The 20,916-nt window shown below is 46.4% G+C and carries 19 protein-coding genes, 2 pseudogenes and 1 riboswitch; of the genes and pseudogenes, 12 read left to right on the top strand and 9 right to left on the bottom strand.

Annotated elements, in window-relative coordinates:
• Positions 1–47 precede the first annotated feature (47 nt).
• Genes btsS through QUE34_RS12805 form a run of 3 tightly spaced genes read left to right on the top strand, consistent with a single transcriptional unit; the run spans position 48 to position 2,966 of the window.
• The gene (gene btsS / locus QUE34_RS12815; RefSeq protein ID WP_045145355.1) at positions 48–1,733 is read left to right on the top strand and encodes a two-component regulatory system sensor histidine kinase BtsS; all 1,686 of its coding nucleotides are present in this window, start codon (positions 48–50) and stop codon (positions 1,731–1,733) included.
• Positions 1,730–2,449: a two-component system response regulator BtsR gene (gene btsR / locus QUE34_RS12810; protein WP_001353101.1), complete on the top strand. Its 720-nt coding sequence runs from the start codon at positions 1,730–1,732 to the stop codon at positions 2,447–2,449. The genes btsS and btsR overlap by 4 nt, the downstream gene beginning before the upstream one ends.
• Before the next feature lie 46 nt (positions 2,450–2,495).
• Positions 2,496–2,966, top strand: a complete 471-nt coding sequence (locus QUE34_RS12805; protein ID WP_001295430.1) for a YehS family protein — start codon at positions 2,496–2,498, stop codon at positions 2,964–2,966.
• Positions 2,967–3,008: 42 nt separating this feature from the next.
• Here QUE34_RS12805 and QUE34_RS12800 read toward each other — a convergent pair whose 3' ends face one another.
• The 4 genes and pseudogenes from QUE34_RS12800 to metG form a co-directional block, all read right to left on the bottom strand.
• The gene (locus QUE34_RS12800) at positions 3,009–3,470 is read right to left on the bottom strand and encodes a YehR family lipoprotein (RefSeq protein ID WP_001353103.1); all 462 of its coding nucleotides are present in this window, start codon (positions 3,468–3,470) and stop codon (positions 3,009–3,011) included.
• A gap of 131 nt (positions 3,471–3,601) precedes the next feature.
• Positions 3,602–4,123: pseudogene (locus QUE34_RS12795) on the bottom strand (YehQ C-terminal OB-fold domain-containing protein); the annotation flags it as partial.
• Positions 4,116–5,967: pseudogene (locus QUE34_RS12790) on the bottom strand (WGR domain-containing protein); the annotation flags it as partial. The pseudogenes QUE34_RS12790 and QUE34_RS12795, both read right to left, overlap by 8 nt.
• Before the next feature lie 140 nt (positions 5,968–6,107).
• Entirely contained in the window at positions 6,108–8,141 is a 2,034-nt protein-coding gene (metG, locus tag QUE34_RS12785; RefSeq protein WP_010359719.1) for a methionine--tRNA ligase, read from the bottom strand.
• A 131-nt stretch (positions 8,142–8,272) separates the two neighbouring features.
• Here metG and apbC point away from each other — a divergent pair, with 131 nt between their 5' ends.
• The 6 genes from apbC (at position 8,273) to QUE34_RS12755 (ending at position 15,065) form a co-directional block, all read left to right on the top strand.
• A complete protein-coding gene (gene apbC / locus QUE34_RS12780; RefSeq protein ID WP_001005448.1) occupies positions 8,273–9,382 on the top strand; it encodes an iron-sulfur cluster carrier protein ApbC in 1,110 nt (369 codons plus the stop codon).
• 262 nt (positions 9,383–9,644) lie between these two features.
• Positions 9,645–9,926 (top strand): YehE family protein, encoded by a 282-nt coding sequence (locus tag QUE34_RS12775; RefSeq protein WP_032303350.1) that lies wholly within the window; start codon positions 9,645–9,647, stop codon positions 9,924–9,926.
• A 295-nt stretch (positions 9,927–10,221) separates the two neighbouring features.
• On the top strand, positions 10,222–10,764 hold the full coding sequence (locus tag QUE34_RS12770; protein ID WP_000830468.1) for a fimbrial protein: 543 nt from the start codon (positions 10,222–10,224) through the stop codon (positions 10,762–10,764).
• 80 nt (positions 10,765–10,844) lie between these two features.
• A complete protein-coding gene (locus QUE34_RS12765) occupies positions 10,845–11,519 on the top strand; it encodes a fimbria/pilus periplasmic chaperone (RefSeq protein WP_000677343.1) in 675 nt (224 codons plus the stop codon).
• Positions 11,520–11,534: 15 nt separating this feature from the next.
• Complete coding sequence (locus QUE34_RS12760) at positions 11,535–14,015, top strand: fimbrial biogenesis outer membrane usher protein (RefSeq protein WP_032303349.1); 2,481 nt, start codon at positions 11,535–11,537, stop codon at positions 14,013–14,015.
• A 15-nt stretch (positions 14,016–14,030) separates the two neighbouring features.
• A complete protein-coding gene (locus QUE34_RS12755; protein WP_286338968.1) occupies positions 14,031–15,065 on the top strand; it encodes a putative fimbrial-like adhesin protein in 1,035 nt (344 codons plus the stop codon).
• An 81-nt stretch (positions 15,066–15,146) separates the two neighbouring features.
• Here the strand turns inward: QUE34_RS12755 and rcnB are convergent, their stop codons facing one another.
• Both rcnB and rcnA read right to left on the bottom strand, forming a co-directional pair.
• Positions 15,147–15,485 carry a Ni(II)/Co(II) efflux transporter accessory subunit RcnB gene (rcnB, locus tag QUE34_RS12750; protein ID WP_000153067.1) on the bottom strand — a complete coding sequence of 113 codons (339 nt, stop codon included), beginning with the start codon at positions 15,483–15,485 and terminating at the stop codon, positions 15,147–15,149.
• Positions 15,486–15,689: 204 nt separating this feature from the next.
• The gene (gene rcnA, locus QUE34_RS12745; protein WP_000134589.1) at positions 15,690–16,511 is read right to left on the bottom strand and encodes a nickel/cobalt efflux protein RcnA; all 822 of its coding nucleotides are present in this window, start codon (positions 16,509–16,511) and stop codon (positions 15,690–15,692) included.
• Between the two features lie 120 nt (positions 16,512–16,631).
• On the opposite strand from rcnA, the gene rcnR reads away from it, so the two are divergent.
• Positions 16,632–16,904, top strand: a complete 273-nt coding sequence (rcnR, locus tag QUE34_RS12740) for a Ni(II)/Co(II)-binding transcriptional repressor RcnR (protein ID WP_000019944.1) — start codon at positions 16,632–16,634, stop codon at positions 16,902–16,904.
• A 109-nt stretch (positions 16,905–17,013) separates the two neighbouring features.
• On the opposite strand, the gene QUE34_RS12735 is transcribed toward rcnR, so the two are convergent.
• The 3 genes from QUE34_RS12735 to QUE34_RS12725 all read right to left on the bottom strand — a co-directional run bounded on the left by QUE34_RS12735 (position 17,014) and on the right by QUE34_RS12725 (position 18,978).
• Complete coding sequence (locus QUE34_RS12735) at positions 17,014–17,328, bottom strand: outer membrane protein (protein WP_000735648.1); 315 nt, start codon at positions 17,326–17,328, stop codon at positions 17,014–17,016.
• Positions 17,329–17,337: 9 nt separating this feature from the next.
• A complete protein-coding gene (locus QUE34_RS12730) occupies positions 17,338–17,685 on the bottom strand; it encodes a hypothetical protein (RefSeq protein WP_032303347.1) in 348 nt (115 codons plus the stop codon).
• A 1,053-nt stretch (positions 17,686–18,738) separates the two neighbouring features.
• On the bottom strand, positions 18,739–18,978 hold the full coding sequence (locus QUE34_RS12725) for an HTH-like domain-containing protein (protein ID WP_032303346.1): 240 nt from the start codon (positions 18,976–18,978) through the stop codon (positions 18,739–18,741).
• Positions 18,979–19,192: 214 nt separating this feature from the next.
• Positions 19,193–19,289, top strand: a riboswitch (TPP riboswitch).
• 34 nt (positions 19,290–19,323) lie between these two features.
• On the opposite strand from QUE34_RS12725, the gene thiM reads away from it, so the two are divergent.
• The gene (gene thiM, locus QUE34_RS12720) at positions 19,324–20,112 is read left to right on the top strand and encodes a hydroxyethylthiazole kinase (RefSeq protein WP_032303344.1); all 789 of its coding nucleotides are present in this window, start codon (positions 19,324–19,326) and stop codon (positions 20,110–20,112) included.
• Complete coding sequence (gene thiD, locus QUE34_RS12715) at positions 20,109–20,909, top strand: bifunctional hydroxymethylpyrimidine kinase/phosphomethylpyrimidine kinase (RefSeq protein ID WP_032303342.1); 801 nt, start codon at positions 20,109–20,111, stop codon at positions 20,907–20,909. Before thiM ends, thiD begins: the two co-directional genes overlap by 4 nt.
• Positions 20,910–20,916: the final 7 nt, after the last annotated feature.

The raw sequence follows: 20,916 nt of genomic DNA, 5'->3' as shown, positions 1-20,916 counted from the left end.
CAGGCAATGTATGTTACGCGTTTTAAAGGGAAGTGTGGTTTGCGGGTATGTACGATTTTAATCTGGTGTTGCTGCTGCTTCAGCAGATGTGCGTTTTTTTAGTCATTGCGTGGTTAATGAGTAAAACGCCATTATTCATACCGTTAATGCAGGTCACGGTTCGTCTGCCGCATAAATTTCTCTGCTACATCGTCTTTTCCATCTTCTGCATCATGGGCACCTGGTTTGGGCTGCATATTGACGATTCTATTGCCAATACCCGTGCGATAGGCGCGGTAATGGGCGGCTTACTCGGCGGTCCGGTCGTCGGTGGGCTGGTTGGTCTGACCGGCGGGTTACATCGATATTCGATGGGGGGCATGACCGCGCTAAGTTGCATGATCTCGACCATCGTTGAAGGATTGCTCGGCGGCCTGGTACACAGCATCCTGATCCGTCGCGGGCGCACTGATAAAGTCTTTAACCCCATTACCGCCGGTGCCGTCACGTTCGTCGCTGAAATGGTGCAAATGTTGATCATCCTGGCGATCGCCCGACCTTATGAAGATGCGGTGCGTCTGGTGAGTAATATTGCTGCGCCAATGATGGTCACCAATACCGTCGGCGCGGCGCTGTTTATGCGTATATTGCTCGATAAACGCGCGATGTTTGAAAAATACACTTCGGCTTTTTCTGCTACTGCGCTGAAAGTGGCTGCCTCGACGGAAGGCATTTTGCGCCAGGGGTTTAACGAAGTGAACAGCATGAAAGTGGCACAGGTGCTGTATCAGGAGCTGGATATTGGTGCAGTCGCGATTACCGATCGAGAGAAATTGCTGGCCTTTACCGGAATTGGTGACGACCACCATTTACCCGGCAAACCGATTTCTTCGACTTATACCTTAAAAGCGATTGAAACCGGTGAAGTGGTCTACGCCGATGGCAACGAAGTGCCTTACCGTTGCTCGTTGCATCCGCAATGCAAACTGGGTTCGACGCTGGTAATTCCGTTGCGTGGTGAAAATCAGCGGGTGATGGGTACCATCAAATTGTATGAAGCCAAAAACCGTTTATTCAGTTCAATCAACCGCACGCTGGGCGAGGGGATTGCGCAACTGCTTTCGGCGCAGATCCTCGCCGGGCAATATGAGCGGCAAAAAGCGATGCTCACCCAGTCAGAGATCAAACTGCTTCACGCCCAGGTGAACCCCCATTTTCTGTTCAATGCGCTTAACACCATTAAAGCGGTGATCCGACGCGACAGCGAACAGGCCAGTCAGCTGGTGCAGTATCTTTCCACTTTTTTCCGTAAAAACTTAAAGCGGCCTTCGGAGTTTGTTACTCTCGCCGACGAAATTGAACATGTGAACGCTTATCTGCAAATTGAAAAGGCGCGCTTCCAGTCGCGGTTGCAGGTCAGCATTGCTATTCCGCAAGAATTATCCCAGCAGCAATTGCCCGCGTTTACCCTGCAACCGATTGTGGAAAACGCCATTAAACATGGGACATCACAACTGCTGGATACAGGGCGAGTAGCAATCAGCGCCCGACGTGAGGGGCAACATTTGATGCTGGAGATCGAAGACAATGCTGGCTTGTATCAACCGGTAACCAATGCCAGCGGGCTGGGGATGAATCTGGTGGATAAGCGTTTACGTGAACGGTTTGGCGATGACTATGGGATAAGCGTCGCCTGTGAACCTGATAATTACACCCGAATAACGTTACGACTGCCATGGAGGGACGAGGCATGATTAAAGTCTTAATTGTCGATGACGAACCGTTAGCACGGGAGAACCTGCGCGTATTTTTGCAGGAGCAGAGTGATATTGAAATTGTCGGCGAGTGTTCAAACGCTGTAGAAGGGATCGGCGCGGTGCATAAACTGCGCCCGGACGTGCTGTTCCTCGATATCCAGATGCCGCGCATCAGTGGTCTGGAAATGGTGGGAATGCTCGACCCGGAACATCGTCCGTATATCGTTTTTCTCACCGCGTTTGACGAATACGCCATTAAAGCCTTTGAAGAACATGCATTTGATTATCTCCTGAAGCCAATTGATGAAGCGCGGCTGGAGAAAACGCTGGCGCGTTTGCGTCAGGAGCGCAGCAAGCAGGATGTTTCGCTGTTACCGGAAAATCAACAGGCGCTGAAATTTATCCCTTGTACGGGGCATAGTCGGATTTATTTGCTGCAAATGAGAGATGTAGCATTTGTCAGCAGTCGGATGAGCGGTGTCTACGTTACCAGCCACGAAGGGAAAGAAGGTTTTACCGAACTGACTTTGCGCACCCTGGAGAGCCGTACACCACTACTGCGCTGCCATCGTCAGTATCTGGTTAACCTCGCGCATTTACAGGAGATTCGCCTGGAAGATAACGGTCAGGCTGAGTTGATTTTGCGTAATGGTTTAACCGTCCCTGTCAGCCGCCGCTATCTGAAAAGTTTAAAAGAGGCGATTGGCCTGTAAAAGACTGCTAAAATGGCTTTTTGCCTCATCAACACCTGAAGGCCTCATGCTTAGTAATGATATTCTGCGCAGCGTGCGCTACATTTTGAAAGCCAATAATAACGACCTGGTGCGCATTCTGGCGCTGGGTAATGTCGAAGCCACTGCGGAACAGATCGCCGTCTGGCTACGCAAAGAAGACGAAGAAGGGTTTCAGCGTTGTCCGGACATTGTTCTGTCTTCATTCCTGAATGGCCTGATTTATGAAAAACGTGGCAAGGATGAGTCAGCGCCGGCACTGGAGCCGGAACGTCGCATTAATAACAACATCGTGCTGAAAAAATTACGTATCGCGTTTTCGCTGAAAACTGATGATATTCTGGCGATCCTTACCGAACAGCAGTTCCGCGTTTCGATGCCGGAAATTACGGCGATGATGCGTGCACCGGATCATAAAAACTTCCGCGAATGCGGCGATCAATTTTTACGTTATTTTTTGCGTGGACTGGCAGCGCGCCAGCATGTGAAGAAAAGCTAAGACGGGCATGGCGGCCATGCGAAAAACATGGCCGCCGACAGATTATTTCACTTCTTTAAAACCAGCGGCTTTCATCACCAGTTCCATTTGCGCCATAGTGATACCTTTTTTGGCATCTTCAGCAGAAACGTTGATACCTGAAATACCCTGCAGGGCTTTAAAATCAACTTTTTCCATATCGATAGTCACGTTTTCCTGAGCATAAGTATCGGTAAAGGTTAATTTTTCTTCAACGCCAGGGATATTTTTATATTTGGCACTTAACGGCTCAAGTGTCTTGGCAGCATCTTCTTTGGTGGTTGCACCAATGGAGGCAAATTGAATTTTGGTTTCAGAAGATTGCTTAAGAACCTTGTCACCTTTGTAGACATAGGTAATAGCAATTTCAGTACCGTTCAGATTAGCGCTAAATTTCTTCGATTCTTCTTTGTCACCGCAGCCAGCAAGAGAGAAAACCAGAACAGATGCAACAACAAGGGAAAACAGCTTATTGAAAGCCTTCATGTAAAACTCCATTTTATTTAATCAAGGAACTGGTGACCACACCAGGGGCCATATAGGATATGCCTAATACCTTGGCGTGAGCAGTCCGGAACTGGAGTAGAACTCTTTGTAAAAAGCACTATTTGTCCTTGTTACTCAAGCAAGGTTAATAATTGTTCGCAAAGCAAAACGCAGTTATTCATTGCATCTCCCCGTGCCTCGCCTTCTGTATTACGAAATTGTCCCAACACATGTGCCAGCCGATAAAAACCCACCGCAGTGAGGTCATTCGCCAGCAACTCTGCCTGACCAATAGCACTCTGTTCCTGATAGCGCCAGCCGTTATGGAGCAGTTGAATAAGTAACGCCTGGCAGCGCATCAGCAACTGATGAGCGGTAGACGGCACAGGCAAAACGCTGGCAGAAGGTAGCGGTGCCACAGGCGCAGTTTCTGCGTCCAGCGCCCAGGCGAGGGTTTGCGTCATCATTACTCGTGGTTCCAGTGTCAATTGCCCCTCAGCAAAATTGATAAACCCAGAAACCAGACTAACGGGATCTTCTGTTTGTTGTAACAGAGCTGCCATGCGTTCAACAGCAAAGGGCGCACTGGCTGAAGCTGGCAGTGATAACGTCAGCACATTATCTTCACCTTCGCCACTGATTACCTGCGCATTCTGCTTTCAGCGCGGGGAAATCGAAACGTAACAGGGCCTCAACTGCGCTTTGTGGCATTATTGTTTTTTTCGTATTGTTCTTCTCCGGTTCTGCTCCATTCCTTAAACCCCAGTAGCCAAAGGATTTGCTGTTCTGGCGTTAAAGGGATGAAAGACGTTTCCCAGCTTTCCTTTTCAATTAGTGGCAGATCGGTAAATAAGGTTTGCTGTGATGCCTGATATTTCGCGATTTCACTGAATCTGGATATGTCAGTGTGACTGATTAACTCTGTAATTCCAGGTGTGATGTCAGTGACGGAAGGGATGGGAAGTACCGGTAAATCAAATACGGGTATTACATTCTTTTTCTTATTTATTGCCCACGGTGGAGCGACAAGCAGCTCTGGCAACATATCCGCAGTGGCATACTCACATTCTTCAGCGACTGACTGAGGACGACATTCAGATAATATGCCTGCCGCCTTAGCATTAACCCAGGGAATGACGTCGCATACTAACTCTGGCGTGACGGTAACCAGTTTGACAAGCGCGTTGCGCCACTGTGCGTCTTCATGTATTGCCAGCAAAGTTGCATAAGCGGCAATAGCCGCAGCGGGATGTTTTTGGCAGGCTTTGCTTAAGTATTCCAGGTGCTTTTTCTTGCTATTTACACCGAGGATCAGAATTTGAATCGCATCCGGGTGATTCGTTTTCCATAGCCATTTGACAAGATCTTCAGTCTCGCTGATGCGCTCGAAGAGATAAGTGGGATTGTCAGAATGCTCTTCCACAAACTCAGTAAGTATCCGGCTTACACCGCGCACGCCATTATTCGCCAGCAACATTGCCAGATAAGCGCGAAAATCACGATGCAATGGTGGGAAGTCGTATTTTTCGGTTGTAGTGGGAGCAGCGTCATTGGTTACCACCAGTCTTAACCAGGTCATCGCAGGGACGTTTTGATCTGCATAATGTAGCGCCATAGCATTGGCAATATCCGGGCGTTCAGGGATCAGTAATGCAGCAAAAGGTTGCCGTGCGGGGGATAGCGTCGGAATAGCAGTAAGCACTTTATCCACACAGCGTTGCCACTCATCTTCTGAAGCGAGTGAAAGATGATGACATAGACGTTGATGCCAACTCGGTAGCGATTCTGCTTCGTGATTAGGTGGAATGATGGTGGTTACTGCGCCTTTTACTGGTTTATATTTGAGTTGAAGAGCGAGAAGGGCGATTTCAACGGCACTTTCCAGACCACAGCGAATGACTAAGTCATCGACCAGTTCATCTTGAGAGTAAGAGTTCCAAAAGCCCCAGAGCAATGCTGCATCAGATTGCGCACTCCCTGTCGGTTGATTACCCTGAACTCGCATTTGTAACTCAGCAAAAGCCTGCTGCCAGTTTTCTGGATAAGAGCGGTAATTATTGTCGGGGTCATATGCCCTCGTGTTATTCGCGATGCGCTTCCATATTTGGCCATCTTTGTGCAGATAATTGATATCTCTGGGGCGAGAGCGATGTGGAAAAGCAAATCGGTTAATATCGTCGGTTAGCGGAATGGCTGCATCATCAGCCAGCCATGGGCGTTTGTTTTTACTCTCAGGTGAAGTTTCAACTTCAGGAGTGACTTTGGTGACGGGGGGGATATGTACGTTTGCCGAAGCGTCTTCCACATAGCCTTTTTTCGTTTTCTCAGCGATAAGCTTCAGTTCCGCTTTTTCCGCCGCCGCAGCATCCGCAAAGCTTTTTATCTGGCTTTGCCCTTGGGTGCCAACTTTTCCCCAACTGATATGCAACTCGTTACCTTGCTGCCCCACCGCCCAGAATTTATGCGATTTTTCGTCCTGATAGATATAACTCTTCATCCGCGTTCCCTGTATTTATATCCAGTTATAAGCGGATGCTAGCAGTTAATGAAAAAAATTAAGAGCGTTGAACAAACAAGAAAACAACTTTAGGAATTCATAAAGAAAAGGCGCTGTCGATGCAGCGCCTTGAAGGGGGATTATTTCACCTGATGGCCCGGTTTAGCACCGGCATCCGGGCTTAGCAGGAAGATATCTTTCCCGCCAGGACCGGCAGCCATCACCATGCCTTCGGAGATACCGAAGCGCATTTTACGTGGTGCCAGGTTAGCCACCATAATGGTGTGACGACCAATCAGTGCCTGCGGATCCGGGTAAGCAGAACGAATGCCGGAGAAGACATTGCGTTTTTCACCGCCGAGATCCAGCGTCAGGCGCAGCAGTTTGTCAGAACCTTCAACAAACTCTGCGTTTTCGATCAACGCCACGCGCAGGTCAACTTTGGCGAAGTCGTCAAAGGTGATGGTTTCCTGAATCGGATCATCTGCCAGCGGGCCAGTAACTGGTGCGGCAGTGGCTTTCACTTCTTCTTTAGATGCTTCCACCAGTGCTTCAACCTGCTTCATGTCAATACGGTTATACAGCGCCTTGAACGGATTCACTTTGTGGCCCAGCAGCGGTTGCTGGATACCATGCCAGGTCAGTTCCGTATTGAGGAATGCTTCTGCACGCTCGGTCAGTTTCGGCAGTACCGGCTTCAGGTAAGTCATCAGCACGCGGAACAGGTTTATGCCCATCGAGCAAATTGCCTGCAGGTCGGCATCGCGGCCTTCCTGTTTCGCCACCACCCACGGAGCCTGTTCATCGACATAGCGGTTAGCCAGATCAGCCAGCGCCATAATTTCGCGCACTGCTTTACCAAATTCGCGGCTTTCCCATGCTTCACCAATCACTTCAGCGGCATCCGTGAAGGTTTTGTACAACTGCGGGTCAGCCAGTTCGCTTGCCAACACGCCGTCAAAACGCTTGTTGATAAAGCCCGCGTTACGGGATGCCAGGTTTACAACCTTATTAACGATATCGGCATTCACGCGCTGGACGAAATCCTCGAGGTTGAGATCGATATCATCAATGCGCGAAGAGAGTTTCGCAGTGTAGTAGTAACGCAGGCTGTCAGCGTCAAAATGATTCAGCCAGGTGCTGGCTTTAATAAAGGTGCCGCGAGACTTGGACATCTTCGCGCCGTTCACCGTTACATAGCCGTGAACAAACAGGTTGGTCGGCTTACGGAAGTTGCTACCTTCCAACATGGCAGGCCAGAACAGGCTGTGGAAGTAAACAATATCTTTACCGATGAAGTGGTACAGCTCGGCGGTGGAGTCTTTCTTCCAGTATTCATCGAAGCTTACGCTGTCGCCGCGCTTGTCACACAGATTCTTGAAAGAACCCATGTAGCCAATCGGTGCGTCCAGCCAGACGTAGAAATATTTGCCCGGCGCGTTCGGAATTTCAAAACCGAAGTAAGGGGCGTCGCGGGAGATATCCCATTGTTGCAGGCCAGATTCAAACCACTCCTGCATTTTGTTTGCCACCTGCTCCTGCAACGCACCGCTGCGGGTCCATGCCTGCAGCATTTCGCTGAAAGAGGGCAGATCAAAGAAGAAGTGTTCAGAATCACGCATTACCGGGGTAGCGCCAGAAACCACCGATTTCGGCTCGATCAGTTCAGTCGGGCTGTAGGTCGCGCCGCAGACTTCGCAGTTATCGCCGTATTGATCCGGGGATTTACATTTCGGGCAGGTGCCTTTTACAAAACGGTCCGGCAGGAACATGCCTTTTTCCGGATCGTACAGCTGAGAGATGGTGCGGTTTTTAATAAAACCGTTTTCTTTCAGGCGAGAGTAGATAAGTTCTGACAACTGGCGGTTCTCTTCGCTGTGCGTCGAGTGATAGTTGTCATAGCTGATGTTAAAGCCTGCGAAATCAGTCTGATGCTCCTGACTCATTTCGCCAATCATCTGCTCCGGAGTGATACCAAGCTGCTGAGCTTTCAACATGATTGGTGTACCGTGGGCATCGTCGGCGCAGATGAAGTTGACCTCGTGGCCGCGCATTCGCTGGTAACGGACCCAGACATCAGCCTGGATGTGCTCCAGCATATGGCCGAGGTGGATTGAGCCGTTAGCGTACGGCAGTGCGCACGTCACCAGAATTTTCTTCGCGACTTGAGTCATAGTAGGCATTACTTCTTAATAGTGAAAAGGGGTTAGATAGTACCAAATGGGAAAATGTTAAGTAAGTACTTCTCTATATTCTTCAGGTAAACTATCAGCTGATGGTTTATCTATACAAAAAAGGAGTCGGGATGAACGAACAATCCCAGGCCAAATCACCAGAAGCCTTGCGCGCAATGGTCGCCGGGACACTGGCCAATTTTCAGCACCCAACCCTGAAGCATAACCTCACCACGCTGAAAGCGTTGCACCATGTCGCCTGGATGGACGACACGTTGCATGTGGAACTGGTTATGCCATTCGTCTGGCATAGCGCGTTCGAAGAGTTAAAAGAGCAATGTAGCGCTGAACTGCTGCGCATCACCGGGGCGAAAGCTATCGACTGGAAACTGTCGCACAATATCGCCACCTTAAAACGCGTGAAGAATCAGCCGGGAATTAACGGCGTGAAGAACATCATTGCGGTCAGCTCCGGTAAAGGCGGCGTGGGTAAATCCTCCACGGCGGTAAATCTGGCGCTGGCACTGGCGGCGGAAGGGGCGAAAGTCGGCATTCTGGACGCCGATATCTACGGCCCATCAATACCCACCATGCTGGGCGCAGAAAATCAGCGTCCAACTTCGCCGGACGGTACCCATATGGCACCGATTATGTCTCATGGACTGGCAACCAATTCAATTGGTTATCTGGTCACTGACGACAATGCGATGGTGTGGCGTGGTCCGATGGCGAGCAAGGCGTTAATGCAGATGTTGCAGGAAACCTTGTGGCCGGATCTCGACTATCTGGTGCTTGATATGCCGCCAGGCACCGGTGACATTCAATTGACACTGGCACAAAACATTCCAGTAACTGGCGCGGTAGTGGTCACCACCCCGCAGGACATTGCGTTGATCGATGCGAAAAAAGGCATTGTGATGTTCGAGAAAGTCGAGGTTCCGGTGCTCGGTATTGTCGAGAACATGAGTGTGCATATTTGCAGTAACTGTGGTCACCATGAACCGATTTTCGGTACCGGTGGTGCAGAGAAACTGGCCGAGAAATACCACACGCAGTTGCTGGGGCAGATGCCGTTACACATCTCCTTACGTGAAGATCTCGATAAAGGCACGCCAACGGTTATCAGCCGTCCGGAGAGCGAATTTACTGCTATCTACCGCCAGCTGGCTGACCGCGTTGCAGCCCAGCTTTATTGGCAGGGAGAAGTCATTCCTGGCGAGATTTCCTTCCGCGCGGTCTGACGCGTATTAACCTTTTTGGTTGTTTTTCGTACACCGCAGAGATGTTACATTGATGCGGTGTATTTGTTTTTGCCGCATTAATGAACACTTATTTAATGCTGCGAATATTCTGCGGACCTTCGTCCGAAACTCTATAAAGTCGATTGATTGTACAGGCAATGCTTCATTATCATCCTTCGTGGCTGTGTAGTGGATGTACAGCTATAGTTTGTTATGCACTCATTCTATCCAGGCATAACCTTTACTACAGGGATAACGTTCAATGAATAAGTACTGGCTGTCAGGAATTATTTTTCTTGCCTATGGAATGGCTTCTCCCGCGTTCTCTTCACAGACTGCCACATTAACGATTAATGGCAGGATCAGTCCCCCAACATGCAGTATGGCTATGGTTAATGGTCAACCTCAACAGCATTGTGGTCAGTTAACGTATAATGTTGATACTCGTCATCAGGTTTCTTCGCCAGTTAAAGGTGTGACGACAGAAGTGGTTGTTGCAGGTAGTGATAGCAAACGTCGAATCGTGTTAAATCGCTACGATTAATTTGCCACCCTGGTTTTTTAAGCGGATTTAGAAAGCTGAAATCATTCGTGTGAATGATTTAAGCTTTTTTATTGATATTAATAATACCATTTAAAAAAATCTGCATTAATTAATAGATGTGATAAATATTTAATATGCTTAAGTATTTGTTGTATTTATATTGCAATAGTTAATTTGTTTTAAATCAATAAAACAATATGTTTACATTGCGGCAACTTTTTTGATGTGAGAAATTTGTTTCCAAGAGATACAGACTCTTAACAACCAAAAAATAAATTTTATTAAGGAACATATTATGAAACGTTCAATTATTGCTGCCGCTGTCTTTTCTTCTTTTTTTATGAGCGCTGGGGTATTTGCCGCAGACGTTGATACCGGAACATTAACCATTAAAGGGAATATTGCAGAATCTCCGTGTAAATTCGAAGCGGGTGGTGATTCAGTAAGTATTAATATGCCAACTGTACCAACCACTGTCTTTGAAGGTAAAGCTAAATACTCGACCTATGATGATGCAGTCGGTGTAACCAGCAGCATGTTAAAAATTAGCTGTCCGAAAGAAGTTGCTGGTGTAAAACTCTCGTTGATTACCAACGATAAAATAACCGGAAACGATAAGGCGATAGCCAGTAGCAACGATACCGTGGGGTACTATCTCTATTTAGGTGATAACAGCGATGTCCTGGATGTTTCTGCACCTTTTAACATTGAGAGTTATAAAACAGCGGAAGGTCAATATGCTATTCCGTTTAAAGCAAAATACCTGAAGCTGACAGATAATTCAGTGCAATCAGGTGATGTGTTATCTTCTCTGGTTATGCGTGTGGCGCAGGATTAATAAATAAAATTTCAAATTTCTCCAGGTAATAAACATGGCCGCTATCCCCATGGCGGCCTTTTAATTTAAGAGGCATTAAGATGAAAGGATTATTAGCTTTACTCATTTCTTCTATGGTCCTTCCTGCGCATGCCGGAATTGTTATCTACGGGACGCGCATTATTTACCCGGCAGAAAATAAAGAAGTGATGGTGCAGTTGATGAACCAGGGAAACCGTTCTTCGCTGCTGCAGGCGTGGATTGATGATGGCGATACGTCGTTACCACCAGAAAAAATTCAGGTTCCTTTCATGTTAACGCCACCAGTGGCCAAAATAGGGGCAAATTCCGGGCAGCAAGTAAAAATCAAAATTATGTCGAATAAACTGCCCACTAATAAAGAGAGCATTTTTTATCTGAATGTTCTGGATATTCCACCAAATAGTCCAGAGCAAGAGGGCAAGAATGCACTGAAATTTGCAATGCAAAACAGAATCAAATTGTTTTACCGGCCTGCGGGTATTGCACCGGTAAATAAAGCGACATTTAAAAAGTTACTGGTAAATCGCAGTGGCAATGGATTGGTGATAAAAAATGACTCAGCAAATTGGGTAACGATTTCGGATGTCAAAGCTAATAATGTCAAAGTCAATTATGAAACTATTATGATTGCCCCCTTAGAAAGTCAGAGTATTAATGTCAAAAGTAATAATGCGAATAACTGGTATCTGACCATTATCGATGACCATGGCAACTATATTAGTGACAAAATTTAATTGCAGGAGCTGCCTATGTTGAGAATGACCCCACTTGCATCAGCAATCGTAGCGTTATTGCTCGGCATTGAAGCTTATGCAGCTGAAGAAACCTTTGATACCCATTTTATGATAGGTGGAATGAAAGACCAGCAGGTTGCAAATATTCGTCTTGATGATAATCAACCCTTGCCGGGGCAGTATGACATCGATATTTATGTCAATAAGCAATGGCGCGGGAAATATGAGATTATTGTTAAAGACAACCCGCAAGAAACATGTTTATCAAGGGAAATTATCAAGCGGTTAGGCATTAATACCGATAACTTTGCCAGCGGTAAGCAATGTTTAACATTTGAGCAACTTGTTCACGGTGGGAGCTATACCTGGGATATCGGAGTTTTTCGTCTCGATTTCAGTGTACCGCAGGCGTGGGTGGAAGAACTGGAAAGTGGCTATGTTCCACCGGAAAACTGGGAGCGGGGTATTAATGCGTTTTATACCTCTTATTATGTGAGTCAGTATTACAGCGACTATAAAGCGTCGGGTAATAGCAAGAGTACATATGTACGTTTTAACAGCGGGTTAAACTTACTGGGGTGGCAACTGCATTCTGATGCCAGTTTAAGTAAAACAAATAGCAATCCAGGGGTGTGGAAAAGCAATACCCTGTATCTGGAACGTGGATTTGCCCAACTTCTCGGCACGCTTCGCGTGGGTGATATGTACACATCAAGCGATATTTTTGATTCTGTTCGCTTCAGCGGTGTGCGGTTGTTTCGTGATATGCAGATGTTGCCTAACTCGAAACAAAATTTTACTCCACGGGTGCAGGGGATTGCTCAGAGTAACGCGCTGGTAACTATTGAACAGAACGGTTTTGTGGTTTATCAGAAAGAGGTTCCTCCTGGCCCGTTTGCGATTACAGATTTGCAGTTGGCCGGTGGTGGAGCAGATCTTGATGTCAGCGTGAAAGAGGCGGACGGTTCGGTAACCACCTATCTGGTGCCTTATGCAGCAGTGCCGAATATGCTGCAACCCGGCGTGTCGAAATATGATTTTGCGGCAGGTCGTAGCCATATTGAAGGGGCGAGCAAACAAAGTGATTTTGTTCAGGCGGGTTATCAGTATGGTTTTAATAACTTATTGACGCTGTATGGCGGATCGATGGTCGCGAATAATTATTACGCGTTCACTTTGGGGACTGGCTGGAATACACGCATTGGTGCCATTTCCGTCGATGCCACGAAGTCGCATAGTAAACAAGACAACGGCGATGTGTTTGACGGGCAAAGTTATCAAATTGCCTACAACAAATTTGTGAGCCAAACGTCGACGCGTTTTGGTCTGGCGGCCTGGCGTTATTCGTCGCGTGATTACCGGACATTTAACGATCACGTTTGGGCAAACAATAAAGATAATTATCGCCGTGATGAAAACGATATCTATGACATTGCCGATTATTACCAGAACGATTTTGGCCGTAAAAATAGCTTTTCTGCCAATATGAGCCAGTCATTGCCAGAAGGCTGGGGTTCTGTGTCCTTAAGTACGTTATGGCGAGATTACTGGGGGCGTAGCGGCAGCAGTAAGGATTATCAGTTGAGTTATTCCAACAACCTGCGACGGATAAGCTATACCCTCGCGGCAAGCCAGGCTTATGACGAGAATCATCATGAAGAGAAACGTTTTAATATTTTTATAGCGATTCCCTTTGATTGGGGTGATGACGTTACGACGCCTCGTCGGCAAATATATATATCTAACTCAACGACGTTTGATGATCAGGGGTTTGCCTCAAATAATACGGGATTATCGGGAACCGTTGGAAGCCGGGATCAATTTAACTATGGGGTCAACTTAAGTCATCAGCATCAGGGAAATGAAACGACAGCTGGCGCGAATTTGACCTGGAACGCGCCGGTTGCGACAGTGAATGGCAGTTATAGTCAGTCGAGTGCTTATCGACAAGCTGGAGCCAGTATTTCAGGGGGCATTGTCGCCTGGTCGGGTGGCGTTAATCTGGCGAACCGTCTTTCCGAAACGTTTGCTGTGATGAATGCGCCAGGAATTAAAGATGCTTATGTCAATGGGCAAAAATATCGCACAACAAACCGTAATGGAGTGGTGGTATACGACGGAATGACACCTTATCGGGAAAATCACCTGATGCTGGATGTGTCGCAAAGCGATAGCGAAGCAGAATTACGTGGCAACCGGAACATTGCCGCCCCTTTTCGCGGCGCGGTTGTACTGGTTAATTTTGATACCGATCAGCGCAAGCCCTGGTTTATAAAAGCGTTAAGAACGGATGGGCAACCATTAACGTTTGGTTATGAAGTCAATGATATCCATGGTCATAATATTGGCGTTGTCGGCCAGGGAAGCCAGTTATTTATTCGCACCAATGAAGTACCGCCATCGGTTAATGTAGCAATTGATAAGCAACAAGGGCTTTCATGCACAATCACCTTCGGTAAAGAGATTGATGAAAGTAGAAATTATATTTGCCAGTAATAGTCAGGTGGTTCTATGAAAATTCGCATAATGCTATTTATATTAACGATGATGGTTATGCCTGTGAGCTATGCAGCATGTTATAGTGAGTTATCTGTTCAGCACAATTTGATTGTTCAGGGGGATTTTGCACTTACTCAAACACAAATGGCAACATATGAGCATAATTTTAATGATTCGTCATGCGTGAGTACAAATACTATCACCCCTATGAGCCCGTCGGATGTTATTGTTGGACTTTATAACGATACCATTAAATTAAATTTACATTTTGAATGGGCCAATAAAAACAACATCACGTTGTCAAATAATCAGACCAGTTTCACCAATGGTTATTCGGTAACGGTGACACCTGCGGCCAGTAATGCAAAAGTGAATGTTTCTGCGGGGGGCGGCGGTTCAGTGATGATTAATGGTGTTGCGACATTATCCAGTGCTTCATCATCGACACGCGGGAGTGCTGCAGTACAATTTTTACTGTGTTTATTCGGTGGCAAGTCATGGGATGCATGTGTAAATAGCTACAGAAATGCATTGGCACAAAATGCAGGTGTCTATTCCTTTAATCTGACATTGTCATACAACCCGATAACCACAACCTGCAAACCGGACGATTTATTAATTACTTTAGAGAGTATTCCCGTTTCACAATTACCAGCTACAGGTAACAAAGCAACAATAAATAGTAACAAAGGGGATATTGTTCTGCGTTGTAAAAACTTATTAGGTCAACAAAATCAAACATCACGGAAAATGCAGGTGTATTTATCAAGTTCTGACTTGTTAACCAACAGCAACACAATACTGAAAGGTGCGGAAGATAATGGTGTAGGATTTATTCTTGAAAGTAATGGTTCTCCAGTCACACTTTTAAATATCACTAACAGCAGTAAAGAATACACAAATTTAAAAGAAATTGCGGCAAAGTCAATACTTACAGATACAACGGTTTCAATTCCGATAACTGCCAGTTACTACGTCTACGATACAAATAAAATTAAATCTGGCGCACTGGAGGCAACCGCATTAATCAACGTGAAATACGACTAATAACAAGCAAGACGAGCAAGTGGCTAATAATAAAAAATAACAAGGTGTCTGCATTTCCCCCTCATGATGAGGGGGCTTTTTTTAGCGATGATAAAAAATCTCACCATCGTAGGCTTTAATGATTTTACCGTCGGTGTCGCTGATCAACACATACGCGCCACCCATATAGGTCCAGTGCGTCCCGGCATCAGGCGCGGGCAGGTTACGTAACTGCCACTGCTTAATGTTGTACTCATCGGTGCGGTACATCTCTGGGACGGTATCGCCTGGTTTGAAATGCTTAAAGTCAGCAATGAAACTGCTTAACTCATACTTAGAAATTCCCGAGGTATTGGTCGAACCCGCGGTGGCTGGTGCGGCCCAGGCGGCACTGGTAACCAGCAAAAGCGCACCCAGCAACATCTTATTTTTAATGGTCATATACTCTCCACTTTGGGGATCTGTAATATCAGTCGCATATCTTTCCTGCCATACAATATAACTGACAAGCGATATTTTGTTAGTGATCCCATGATTTCGTAAAAAGTGTAAATGAAAGGATGCCCTAAAAGCATCCTTAGCGAGCAGAGAGCCAGCGGAAATAGCTGATTTAAGAATCATCCTGGGCTGAAGATAACATGCAGCCTATCGCATAATGCCCATAAAGCCATGCACGCCCATATACACCCCAACTAAGCCAATCAACAGACTGGAAAAATAGGGGGCACGTTTAGCGAGAGTGTTAAATCCGCTCCAGCGTTTTGCGACCTGCTGAACGCTGATTGCTGCGCCAACGCCTACGGTGACTAGCGTTAACGCCAGGCCAATGCTGAAACTGACGACCAGTGTTGCGCCTAGTGTCAGGGCTTTCAACTGAATACAAATCAACAGCACGGTAATTGCTGCCGGGCAGGGGATCAGTCCACCTGTTAACCCAAACAATAAAATTTGCCAGTTGGTCACTTCTCTGCCATTGAAGCGTCGTTTGATGTCATTGGCATGGGCTCGTGCATGAGCATCCTGATACTCCCCATGTTCGTGATGGTGATGATGTCCATGGTCGTGGTGATCTTCGTGATCGTGATGATACTCATGATCATGCCCGTGCATATTCTCCAGCCAGTTACGTTCGCCGCGCCAGGTACGCCAGAACATCCAGAACGCGGTGCCAATAATGATCACCGCGGAAATCAACTGGAGCCACGGTTCTGCAGATTGAGCAGTAAAACGTTTGCTGATCACCATCCCGCCAAAGGCAATCAACCAGACCACCGCGGTATGCGAAATGGTTGCTGCCAGTCCGAGCATCACCGCCTGTTTAATGGTGCCTTTGATGGCGATGATAAACGCCGCCATCATCGTTTTTGAGTGCCCTGGTTCCAGGCCATGAAGCGCACCAAGTAAGATGGCGCTGGGAATGAAGAACCAGGCGTTTCCTTGCTGAAGAAGAGTGGTAAATTCAGTCATGATAATAATTCTTAGTATTAATTCGACAATCTGATTCTACTCCCCCCCAGTACATGATACTACCCCCCAGTAGATTAATAGTGCTATGATTTTTCATGTTCTTGTTAACCAGGTGTTGCCATGTCTCATACAATCCGTGATAAACAGAAACTGAAAGCGCGTGCCAGTAAGATTCAGGGCCAGGTCGTGGCGCTCAAGAAAATGCTCGACGAGCCGCACGAATGCGCAGCTGTTCTACAACAGATTGCTGCTATCCGTGGCGCGGTAAACGGCCTGATGCGCGAAGTGATTAAGGGGCATCTGACGGAACACATCGTTCACCAGGGGGATGAGCTAAAACGTGAAGAAGATCTGGATGTCGTTCTGAAGGTGCTGGATTCTTATATCAAATGAAAGTGCCTAATATGGCCGTAGTTGAGGCAATAAATAGAGGGACAAGTGACGTTAAGCTGAATTAGAGTAAATGGCGTGAGGACACACGCCATTCGAGGATATAGTTTGATTAATTTTCGAAAAATTGCTTCACAGCCCAGCCACCATGACCACCTGGAGTTATGAATGAAACAAAACCTTTGTCATCGACGCTCTGGATTTCTACTGTCATTGATTCATCTAACACGCGACATTTATTGGATGTAATGAGACTCAGCATAGCCTGTTGGTCATTGTCCTGAATGTAACTGATCATCTCGTAAAAGTCAGTTAACTTTTTACAGTTAAATGTACCTTCTTTAAGTGTTGCGCTGTCTCCGTGACTTAGTGCGAATGCATTTGGCATCATTGCCACAAAGATGACGGTAACGAGTAGTTTTTTCATTGTAGCCTCTTATAATTCAGAACATTCACTGATGTTGTAAGTGCCTTTTCTACCATCATCGTTTACGAGATGTAGCACGAAGATGATGGGATTGGCATCAATGAAAGATACAGAGACGTTCCCGCTTTCGGTGCTATACATCTTTGCAATCTGTTTTTCACCAATATATGAAAGATCCCAACTCACTCCGTTCAAGCTAAAATGCATCTGTTTGCCGTCAATATCGATGGAGGATTGTGCCGTAACGGTTTTCCCATTGCTGCCAATTTGACCCTGCTGAAGAGCATCACATTTATAGGAGCTTGCATAAGTAAATAGAGGTAGTAGCAGAAGTGCAGCAAAAATTTTACTCTTCATATTTTCCCTTTGCTTGGATTTGAGTTACCTATTTTGGGGTAGTCATTATAAAACTATTAATTAGTAAAATGAACAAGTTTTCATTTGTTTAGTAATGGTATTGTTTAGGTTTGAAATTATTACGTACTTTCATAGCAATAGGTTGGATAAACAGCAGTTCAGGGAACAAGTTGCACTATCTACATACTTTCCCGCTTTCCATTGTATGTTAGGTAATAGATAGCCTTTGCCCGTAAGACTAAAAATATTAGAAATGACTCATTCGAATACCTTCTATTCACCTTAATATAGGTTTGATTATTGTAATCGTTTAATGTGTCTTATGGATTTTTTCCTACTTTTCATTTGCATAATATAGGGGGCACAGCATGCTCTTGAAATTAATTATTAAGATATTTAAATTTTACAGCACACAACTACTTTTCGTTGTCTTATGTGTTGAACGTACTTCGAGTATAGGTAGGGTTGTATATATATTGCGTGGGTAGAGTTAGAATAGAGGAGGCATCATTTATAGAATATTCAAGAACGTTAACCTGTGATCAATAAATAAAAATATCAAATGGTGTTCAAACATATTTTTCTATGAAAAATCCAGCCATCTATGATGAATTTTTAGATCCATTTTAATTAAAGTATGATTATGAACCAATATTTAGCCAAGAATGGTGGTATAGCGCGTATCCAATGACACCGGAGAACGCATCTATGAAGTCCTTGTTTATCTCTATAAGAGGAAATCAACACTAATAAAATATAGTGATGTAACACATCGAGCAGGTTGCTCTGATGCTGGTCTTCAACTGTGGCTTAAACAGCTATCAAACTTCGGTGTTATTGAGATGAAAGAATTATCTTTCTCAACTTTCAATCTCAAAAAGCTAGAGGAAATAGACCTTAATTATTCCACTCTCTAAACTTATCTCTTTATTTAAAGTAAAAATGAAAATATTATGGTATCAGCTACGTGGTGGTAACTGGTGTTTATGATCATAGGTACACATATACAGGGAACCCTGGAAAACAAAAGTAATATATTGATGATTTCGTTTGTTATAACTTCGTGGTATCAAGTCCGGCGGCTTTGAGTCGCTCGGTAAGATTTCTCATTTTGCTGAACTCTGTACCAAAGCTGGCTTTAAGTCCTACACCTTCGCAAAACTCTTTTGCCGTGACGTTTTTAAGATGGTCAGCGTATTTGATCATCTGGAGGTGCATTTCCATCGTTTGGCTATTTCGTGGTGCGCTGCTAATGGCTTGCTTAATGTTCTCGTAGATCTGGGTTTCTGTCATTTTTTATCTCACCTATCAAATTTAGATAAATAATATAAATTAGATAAATAAGATAATCAATAGTTTTTACCATATGAATAATGGATGTGGATTGTTTCTTTTTCATTTCTGATATGGAGTACAAAATGGGGTCACAATGAAGAAGCGATGAATGGAGGCGAGCTTGCATCTGCAAGCCTCTTCCCCTAATCTGGCACAAAATATAGAGATTCAACCAAACGACTCGGGGTGCCCTTCTGCGTGAAGGCTGAGAAATACCCGTATCACCTGATCTGGATAATGCCAGCGTAGGGAAGTCACGGACCACCAGGTCATTGCTTCTTCACGTTATGGCAGGAGCAAACTATGCAAGTCGACCTGCTGAGTTCCGCGCAATCTGCGCACGCGTTACACCTTTTTCACCAACATTCCCCTCTTGTGCATTGCATGACCAATGATGTGGTGCAAACCTTTACTGCCAATACCTTGCTGGCGCTCGGTGCATCGCCAGCGATGGTTATCGAAACCGAAGAAGCCAGTCAGTTTGCGGCTATCGCCAGTGCCTTGCTAATTAACGTCGGCACGCTGACGCAGCCACGCGCACAGGCGATGCGTGCTGCCGTTGAACAGGCAACACACTCTCAAACCCCCTGGACGCTTGATCCGGTCGCGGTTGGCGCACTCGATTATCGTCGCCGTTTTTGTCATGAACTTTTATCTTTTAAACCGGCAGCGATACGTGGTAATGCTTCGGAAATCATGGCATTAGCTGGCGTTGCTAATGGTGGACGGGGAGTGGACACCACTGACGCCGCAGCTAATGCGATACCCGCTGCACAAACACTGGCACGGGAAACTGGCGCAATCGTCGTGGTCACAGGCGAGGTGGATTATGTTACCGATGGTCGTCGCACCGTTGGCATTCACGGCGGCAATCCGTTAATGACCAAAGTGGTAGGAACTGGCTGTGCATTATCGGCAGTTGTCGCTGCCTGTTGTGCATTACCTGGCGATATGCTGGAAAATATCGCATCTGCCTGTCACTGGATGAAACAAGCCGGAGAACGCGCCGTCGCCAGAAGTGAAGGGCCTGGCAGTTTTGTTCCCCATTTTCTTGATGCGCTCTGGCAATTGACGCAGGAGGTGCAGGCGTGAAACGAATTAACGCTCTGACAATTGCAGGCACTGATCCCAGTGGTGGCGCAGGAATTCAGGCAGATCTCAAAACGTTCTCGGCACTTGGCGCTTATGGTTGCTCAGTGATTACTGCACTGGTGGCGCAAAATACCCGTGGCGTACAGTCGGTGTATCGCATTGAGCCTGATTTTGTCGCCGCCCAGCTCGATTCGGTGTTCAGCGATGTGCGAATCGATACCACTAAAATCGGTATGTTGGCGGAAACTGATATTGTTGAAGCGGTGGCAGAACGGTTGCAACGTTATCAGATCCAAAACGTGGTGCTCGACACCGTTATGCTGGCAAAAAGCGGCGACCCGCTGCTTTCACCTTCGGCGGTTGCTACGCTGCGCAGTCGATTATTGCCACAGGTTTCATTAATAACGCCAAACTTGCCCGAAGCAGCCGCCTTGCTCGACGCGCCACACGCGCGCAACGAACAGGAAATGCTGGAACAAGGGCGATCGCTGTTGGCGATGGGCTGTGGCGCAGTGCTAATGAAAGGTGGTCATCTGGATGATGAGCAAAGCCCGGACTGGCTGTTTACCCGCGAGGGTGAACAACGGTTTACCGCACCGCGCATTATGACCCAAAACACCCACGGCACTGGTTGTACGCTCTCTGCGGCGTTGGCTGCACTGCGCCCGCGCCATACAAACTGGGCTGACACCGTACAGGAGGCAAAAAGCTGGCTTTCATCGGCATTAGCCCAGGCCGACACGCTGGAAGTTGGTCACGGTATTGGTCCGGTTCACCACTTCCACGCCTGGTGGTGAGCACCGT

Source organism: Escherichia sp. KS167_9B, from assembly GCF_030295215.1.
Classification (GTDB): Bacteria; Pseudomonadota; Gammaproteobacteria; order Enterobacterales; family Enterobacteriaceae; genus Escherichia; species Escherichia coli_F.
The sequence above is the reverse complement of the archived record's forward strand: the minus strand, read 5'-3'. Positions and strand labels throughout refer to the sequence as shown.

What these genes read in the sequence shown, in the direction of transcription:
- btsS (WP_045145355.1), top strand. Translation starts at nt 48, where the DNA reads ATGTACGATTTTAATCTGGTGTTGCTGCTGCTTCAGCAGATGTGCGTT.
- btsR (WP_001353101.1), top strand. Translation starts at nt 1,730, where the DNA reads ATGATTAAAGTCTTAATTGTCGATGACGAACCGTTAGCACGGGAGAAC.
- QUE34_RS12805 (WP_001295430.1), top strand. Translation starts at nt 2,496, where the DNA reads ATGCTTAGTAATGATATTCTGCGCAGCGTGCGCTACATTTTGAAAGCC.
- QUE34_RS12800 (WP_001353103.1), bottom strand. Translation starts at nt 3,470, where the DNA reads ATGAAGGCTTTCAATAAGCTGTTTTCCCTTGTTGTTGCATCTGTTCTG.
- metG (WP_010359719.1), bottom strand. Translation starts at nt 8,141, where the DNA reads ATGACTCAAGTCGCGAAGAAAATTCTGGTGACGTGCGCACTGCCGTAC.
- apbC (WP_001005448.1), top strand. Translation starts at nt 8,273, where the DNA reads ATGAACGAACAATCCCAGGCCAAATCACCAGAAGCCTTGCGCGCAATG.
- QUE34_RS12775 (WP_032303350.1), top strand. Translation starts at nt 9,645, where the DNA reads ATGAATAAGTACTGGCTGTCAGGAATTATTTTTCTTGCCTATGGAATG.
- QUE34_RS12770 (WP_000830468.1), top strand. Translation starts at nt 10,222, where the DNA reads ATGAAACGTTCAATTATTGCTGCCGCTGTCTTTTCTTCTTTTTTTATG.
- QUE34_RS12765 (WP_000677343.1), top strand. Translation starts at nt 10,845, where the DNA reads ATGAAAGGATTATTAGCTTTACTCATTTCTTCTATGGTCCTTCCTGCG.
- QUE34_RS12760 (WP_032303349.1), top strand. Translation starts at nt 11,535, where the DNA reads ATGTTGAGAATGACCCCACTTGCATCAGCAATCGTAGCGTTATTGCTC.
- QUE34_RS12755 (WP_286338968.1), top strand. Translation starts at nt 14,031, where the DNA reads ATGAAAATTCGCATAATGCTATTTATATTAACGATGATGGTTATGCCT.
- rcnB (WP_000153067.1), bottom strand. Translation starts at nt 15,485, where the DNA reads ATGACCATTAAAAATAAGATGTTGCTGGGTGCGCTTTTGCTGGTTACC.
- rcnA (WP_000134589.1), bottom strand. Translation starts at nt 16,511, where the DNA reads ATGACTGAATTTACCACTCTTCTTCAGCAAGGAAACGCCTGGTTCTTC.
- rcnR (WP_000019944.1), top strand. Translation starts at nt 16,632, where the DNA reads ATGTCTCATACAATCCGTGATAAACAGAAACTGAAAGCGCGTGCCAGT.
- QUE34_RS12735 (WP_000735648.1), bottom strand. Translation starts at nt 17,328, where the DNA reads ATGAAAAAACTACTCGTTACCGTCATCTTTGTGGCAATGATGCCAAAT.
- QUE34_RS12730 (WP_032303347.1), bottom strand. Translation starts at nt 17,685, where the DNA reads ATGAAGAGTAAAATTTTTGCTGCACTTCTGCTACTACCTCTATTTACT.
- QUE34_RS12725 (WP_032303346.1), bottom strand. Translation starts at nt 18,978, where the DNA reads ATGACAGAAACCCAGATCTACGAGAACATTAAGCAAGCCATTAGCAGC.
- thiM (WP_032303344.1), top strand. Translation starts at nt 19,324, where the DNA reads ATGCAAGTCGACCTGCTGAGTTCCGCGCAATCTGCGCACGCGTTACAC.